Annotated in this window: 4 protein-coding genes; all 4 read left to right on the forward strand. The window is 55.7% G+C overall.

Annotation, left to right across the window (positions count from 1 at the left end; translation table 11 throughout):
• Nucleotides 1–721 (forward strand): DUF1571 domain-containing protein (locus ABX962_RS34855; protein WP_372726261.1); only part of this gene is annotated, 721 nt, incomplete at its 5' end.
• 365 nt (nucleotides 722–1,086) lie between these two features.
• Complete coding sequence (locus ABX962_RS34860) at nucleotides 1,087–1,443, forward strand: YbaB/EbfC family nucleoid-associated protein (protein WP_372726262.1); 357 nt, start codon at nucleotides 1,087–1,089, stop codon at nucleotides 1,441–1,443.
• 5 nt (nucleotides 1,444–1,448) lie between these two features.
• On the forward strand, nucleotides 1,449–2,048 hold the full coding sequence (recR, locus tag ABX962_RS34865) for a recombination mediator RecR (protein ID WP_372726263.1): 600 nt from the start codon (nucleotides 1,449–1,451) through the stop codon (nucleotides 2,046–2,048).
• A gap of 192 nt (nucleotides 2,049–2,240) precedes the next feature.
• Nucleotides 2,241–2,338 (forward strand): hypothetical protein (locus ABX962_RS34870; RefSeq protein WP_372726264.1); only part of this gene is annotated, 98 nt, incomplete at its 3' end.

A 2,338-nucleotide genomic window follows, 5' to 3' on the forward strand; every position in this document is an offset into this window, starting at 1 on the left:
GGATCGCGCCTTGGACATGGCCCAGGACGCACTGACGCACTGCCGCGCCAACGTGAACGACTACACCGCGATCTTGGTCAAGCGTGAACGTGTCGGGGAGACGCTTGGCGATTATGAATACATGTATGCGAAAGTTCGCAATCGTAAAACGAACGCTGGCCAGCTCACTCAGCCGCTAAGCGTTTATCTCGGTTTCCTAAAACCAAGCAGCGTCAAAGGCCGCGAGGTCCTGTTCGTCGAGAACCAAAACGACGGCTATCTTGTCGCTCACGAAGGCGGCTTCAAAGGCAAGTTTTTGCCCACGGTCACAATCCCCGTCGACGGCATGTTGGCGATGCGGGGTCAACGCTACCCGATGACCGAAATCGGTATCGAAAACTTGATCGTCAAGCTGATCGAACGAGGCCAGCAAGCCAAACAGTGCCCCGACGTTACTTGCGAATTCCGCAAAAACGCACGGATCAAAGACCGCACCTGTACCGTGCTGCATGTGACCCAGCCGACACGCACCCCCGGTGCCGAATTCCATCAGGCTCAGATCTTTATCGATGACGAGCTGAACCTGCCGATCCGCTACGTGGCCTATGATTGGCCCAAGCGTCAGGGAGCTCCGTTGGAAGTGATCGAAGAGTACACCTACCTCGATCTGAACGTGAACGTCGGGCTTAGCAATGCCGACTTTGACCAGCACAACTCGGCGTACAATTTCCACTCGAAATAACGCTCGCGTTGCAGTCGAAAAAGCCGCTCTCTTCATTAGCGGCTCGGCAGGGCGAACGGGCCAATGCCGTTCGCGTTCGCCTAAACCGGTTGGTTCTTATAGCGGAGCGGTGCAGGGTCCTCGTCCGGTCTCATTCGGACGTTTCACTTGCTGCCACCACGCGGTTGCACCGCACCACGACGGTAACAGCACTTCTTTGGGGGCCACGCGGCCCTGCCAGGGGCAATTTCTACTCGCCCGAATGGATGCCCATTCGCCTCGGCTCGGATTAGAATCGCAGGTGTTGGGAATCGTTTGCCAACGGTATACAATTCGCACTCAGCGATCGTCTCTTTCCTGCATTCTCCTACTTTTAAGCGTTCAATATGTTCAAAGGACTTGGCAATCTCGGCAATATTGCGTCGATGATGGGTTCGTTCCAAAAGCTGCCCGAAAAGATGCAGCAGCTCAACGACCAGATGAAAGTCGCAACGGTCACGGGAACGGCATCGGAAACCGATGTCACTGTCCTGATGAACGGGCTTGGGCATGTTCAATCGGTACAGATCCGTGGCGAGTATTCCAGCGAAGTGATTGAAATTTCGGTGCTCGAAGCGACGAACGAGGCGGGCGCCGCCGCGAAACAACTGTACGCCGACGGCATTTCCCAAATGGTGGCCGACATGGACATCAACATCCCCGGACTCGATGGCATCTTGGCAAACTTGACCGGAGGCGGTTGATCACGATGAGCAATCATGCCGGTGCGGTATCGGAATTAGTGGAACAATTGGGGCGTTTACCCGGGATCGGACGCAAAAGTGCCGAACGGTTGGCGTTCCACCTGCTGCGGGTCAGCGAGCACGAGGCACTCGGACTTGCCGACGCGATCCGGCGTGTTCGCAAGGACGTTCGCTACTGCTCGGCATGCTTCAATCTATCGGAGACCGAACTCTGTGCGATCTGTGCGGATCCCAATCGCGACAAAACTCGGATCTGTGTGGTCGAACAGCCTCGTGACCTGATGAGCCTGGAACAATCGAGTGCTTATCGAGGCGTCTACCACGTGTTGCTCGGCCGCATCGCCCCGCTGGACGGAATCGGCCCCGACCAATTAACGATCGATCCCCTGGTCGAACGCGTTCGCAAAGGCAATTTCGTCGAAGTGATCATGGCGACCAACCCGACGGTCGAGGGGGACGGAACCTCCCTCTATATCTCGAATCTGTTGAGTGAATATCCGGTCGAAGTCACCCGTTTGGCCCGAGGAATTACGGCCGGAAGCGTGTTGGAATATGCCAATCGCGAAATGATCGCGGATGCATTGACGGGCCGGCAAAAACTATAGTACCAACACGCTATAGAAACTTTTCTTGGCCAAAGCCGCATTTTTCTCGCCAATGGCACAGCGAGTGCTGGTAGAATTGCGGCGCACCGATTGCCAGTTCCCCACCAATTGCCAGTTCGCTGATTCGGGGAATAGGCGGTGCCAGGATTCCACCTCCTCGTATTTTCAGAGAATGCAACAATGCGGATGTCGATGGGTCTTCAGGCCCGGCAAATGCAGGTTCAGAAGTTGGCCCCTCGGATGATCCAGTCAATGGAGATTCTGCAGCTGCCTACATTGGCTTTGCAGGA

The sequence above is a fragment of the Novipirellula sp. genome (assembly GCF_041583735.1).
Lineage (GTDB): Bacteria > Planctomycetota > Planctomycetia > Pirellulales > Pirellulaceae > Novipirellula.